Source organism: Actinomadura sp. HBU206391 (assembly GCF_014323665.1).
Taxonomy (GTDB): Bacteria; Actinomycetota; Actinomycetes; order Streptosporangiales; family Streptosporangiaceae; genus Actinomadura_C.
The window spans coordinates 1-3,543 of the sequence record NZ_JABVEB010000415.1; the positions used below are offsets into that span (position 1 = coordinate 1).

Genomic DNA, 3,543 nt, shown 5'->3' on the forward strand with positions numbered 1-3,543 from the left:
ATCGCCGCGTTGAACGAGTCGACCAGGTTGCCGTCGTCGCCGCTGCTGAGGCTGTTGATGGTGTTCGTCGCCCCCTCGGGAAGGTCGTCGCCGGTGAGGTCCTTCGCGAACGAGTTGCCGAGTGAACCGACGCACAGGCCGGTCAGCGTGACCGCGACGGCCCAGCCGTACAGCGTGCCGCGCTGCAACCGCCAGGCCAGGCCGAGCGGGCTCAGTAGCCGCGGTACCGCCGCGGCCGGTCCCGGACGGGCGGCGACCATGCCCATGCCGACGTCCCTGCGCAGGGTCAGCGCGAAGGCCGTCCCGATACCGGCGGCGATCAGGGCGAGCGGGAGGGCGAGCACCCACCACCGGTCACCGGCGAACGGGCGTACCTCGGTGGTCCAGCCGATCGGGGACAGCCAGGTCGGCCAGGCGCTGACCATCGTGTACCCGTTCGCCTGCACCTCGCCGAGCGCGTCGCCGGCGCCGCGCACCACGTAGGCGGCGCCCACGACGACGGCGGCGATGCCGTTGGCCGCACGTGCGCTCTGGGTGATCTGAGCCGCGCCGGCCGCGACGGCGGCGAAGGCCATACCGGTGAGGCCGACCGCCGCGCCCGCCGCGAAGGAGCCCGCGGCGGCCTCGCCGTTGCCGAGGAGCGTGAACCCCAGCAGTACGGCCAGCACGGCGTTGGCGCCGGCCGTCACCGCCAGCGCCGCCGTCAGCGCCGCGTGCCGCCCGATCACCGTCGCACCGAGCATCTCCGCCCGGCCGGTCTCCTCGTTCTGCCGGGTGTGCCTTACGACGGCGAGGGTGCTCATGAAGGCGGCGACCACGGCGAGGCCGGCGAGTATCTGGAACATCGCCATTGTTCCCGTGCTCGACCCCGTGGGGGCCGCGCGGAACACGATGAGGGTCGGGGTGTCGACGGCGGTTCGCAGGACCTGGATGCGGTCCGCCTCGGTCGGGTATCGCTGGTTCGTGGAAGGGATCGTGACCGCGAGCAGGATCACATTGCTCACGATCCAGATCGGCAGCTGCACCCGGTCGCGGCGCAGCGCGAGCCGGATGAGCCGCGCCGTGCCGGTGTAGGAGGTCATCGCGCTTCCTCCAGCCGGTCGCCGTAATGCCGCATGAACAGTTCCTCGAGCGACGGCGGGGCGCTGGCGAGCGCGCGGACCTCGAACCGGGTCAGATACCGCAGGACGGGGTCGAGCTCACCGGTGTCGACATCGAACTTCGCCCGCGTGGTGTCCAGGTCGACGTCGTGCACCCCGGGCAGTTCGACCAGCCCGGTGATGGGCTCGGCGGTCTCCACCGTGATCGACGTACGGGTGAGGTGGCGCAGCTCGGCCAGCGTGCCGGCCTCGACCGTCCTGCCCTCCCGGATGATGCTCACCCGGTCGCAGAGCGCTTCCACCTCGGAGAAGATGTGGCTGGACAGCAGGACCGTCTTGCCCTGCTTCTTCACCTCGCGGACGCAGTCCTGGAAGGCCGCCTCCATCAGCGGGTCCAGCCCCGAGGTGGGCTCGTCCAGGATGAACAGTTCGACGTCCGACGCGAACGCGGCGACGACCGCGACCTTCTGCCGGTTGCCCTTCGAGTAGGTCCGCGCCTTCTTGGTCGGGTCGAGCTGGAACCGCTCCAGGAGATCCTTGCGGCGCCGCTCGTCCAGGCCGCCGCGCAGCGCTCCGAAGAGGTCGATCGCCTCCCCTCCGGTCAGGTTCGGCCACAGGCTCACGTCGCCCGGCACGTAGGCCAGGCGGCGGTGCAGCGTCACCGCGTCCCGCCAGGGATGGGCACCGAGTAGGCTCAGCTCTCCGGCGTCGGCCCGCATCAGCCCGAGCAGGACCCGGATCGTCGTCGACTTTCCGGAGCCGTTCGGGCCCAGGAAGCCGTGCACCTCTCCGGTGCCGACGGAGAGGTCCAAGCCGTCCAGTGCCTTCGTTCGGCCGAACGATTTGCGCAGGCCGGAGATCGAGATCGCCGGCTCCGCCTGTGCGCTCATGGGGGGATTTCCTCTCATAAATCAGGGATGAGACGGCACGTGGACCGTTGGGATGGAGCCGCGTGCCACCGACTGCGCGCATGGCGGGGACGTGCCCGCCACGGCCGCGTCGGCGGGTCGGGGTCGGCCTTGCGTGCCGCCGCACTCGAGGTCGGCAGCCGATCGGCGCGGTCACGGCCTCGAGCCGCGGCCGATGGGCGGGACGGCTCAGCCATCGCTCTCCTCACCGGGACCGGTGGAGGGCGGGGCCGGCGAACCGTCCAGCATCTTCTCGTAGGCGGCACGTGCGTCCCTGAGGATCTCCGGGCTGACGAGGCCGCCGGAGAGTATCTCCACCATGGCGAGGGCGAGCCGCGGGAATCCTTCGAGGGTGAGGACATCGACGCCGAGTGCCCGGGACAGGTGTTCGTGGAGCACGAGAGGACCGAGGCTGAAGGTCACCATCGTGGTGGCGTAGGCGCGCATGTCCGATGTCTCCGGCGTGCCGAAGCCGGCCGCGGGGTGCCGCATGTACTCCTCGGTGTAGGCGACCATTTCGTCGAACAGCGCCGCGGCGGCCGGGGAGCCGTCGACCATGGCGCGCGCAACGTAGCGCCGCACCGGCATGGTGGTACGCATAGCGACCGACAGGAAGCCGGGCTCTGACATCTTGCTCGGGGATATCTCGGACGTGCGCCGGATGATCTCCATCGAGTGGCTGTCGCAGGCCTCACGCAGCGCCTCCTTCGAACCGAAGTGGTGCTGGACCAGCCCTGGCGACACGCCGGCGGCCTCCGCGATGCCGCGGATGGTCGCCCCCTTGATGCCTCGTTCGGCGAACTGCACCATCGCCGCGTCCCTGATCCGGGCGCGAGCAGTGAGGTCCGCTTGCGCCGGGTCCTCCGGGCGCTCGGCCGATCCCATCCGTACAACTCCCAATACAATCGTTCAGCATGCTGTACGCATGTATACCATACGCTTGTACAGCCGCTCGCGGGAGTGGCCTGCGGTGTCGCAAGGCCGAGACGGAACGAGCCTGAGGGGCGCCGGACAACCGGCGACGGACGGGCGGCGACGGACGGGCGGCGACTGGCAGCGTCCGGCGGTCGGCGGGGCGGCGACCGAGACGAACAACTGCATGATCACGGCAGAGAAATCTCTGCCGTGATCATGCAGTTGTTCGCGTTCCACCGCCGCGTCTCCCGCCCGCTGCGCCTCGGCCGCCGCCGATCCGCACACGCCGAACGAAGGTGCCGGCGACGATGAGCGTGACGATGAGCGTGGAGCCTCGCCGTCAGCCGGTGAAGAACTCCGCCAGCACCGGTAGGAGGATCTCGGGCGGCACGACGTGCTCCTGGCCGGCCAGCACACGGTGCCGTCCGTACGGCATGGCGTCCGCCACCCGCCTGCCTATGTCGATCATCCATGCGGGGCTCGCCCCGCCGCACAGGACGAGCGCCGGGGCGGTCACCTCGCGGGCCCGGTCGACCGGGACCGTGCCGCCGGCGAGGTCGCCCATGACCTCGGAGTCGTAGGCGAGCGTGGACGCGTTCGCCTCCATCCCCGCCCACCAC

3 protein-coding genes and 1 pseudogene are annotated in these 3,543 nt (G+C 70.7%); all 4 read right to left on the bottom strand.

The annotated features are described in order from the left end of the window. A pseudogene (locus tag HKK72_RS37505) lies at nt 1-1,082 on the bottom strand (ABC transporter permease); the annotation flags it as partial. Continuing rightward, entirely contained in the window at nt 1,079-1,990 is a 912-nt protein-coding gene (locus HKK72_RS37510) for an ABC transporter ATP-binding protein (RefSeq protein WP_187239142.1), read from the bottom strand. The gene HKK72_RS37510 and the pseudogene HKK72_RS37505, both read right to left, overlap by 4 nt. Nucleotides 1,991-2,197: 207 nt before the next feature. Then, entirely contained in the window at nt 2,198-2,893 is a 696-nt protein-coding gene (locus HKK72_RS37515; protein ID WP_187239143.1) for a TetR/AcrR family transcriptional regulator, read from the bottom strand. 370 nt (nt 2,894-3,263) lie between these two features. Beyond that, a partial coding sequence (locus HKK72_RS37520) for an alpha/beta fold hydrolase (protein ID WP_410050386.1) occupies nt 3,264-3,543 on the bottom strand: 280 nt, incomplete at its 5' end.

Bases quoted from the DNA above. Each gene is read 5' to 3' on its own strand.
- HKK72_RS37510 (WP_187239142.1), bottom strand. From the start codon at position 1,990: ATGAGCGCACAGGCGGAGCCGGCGATCTCGATCTCCGGCCTGCGCAAA.
- HKK72_RS37515 (WP_187239143.1), bottom strand. From the start codon at position 2,893: ATGGGATCGGCCGAGCGCCCGGAGGACCCGGCGCAAGCGGACCTCACT.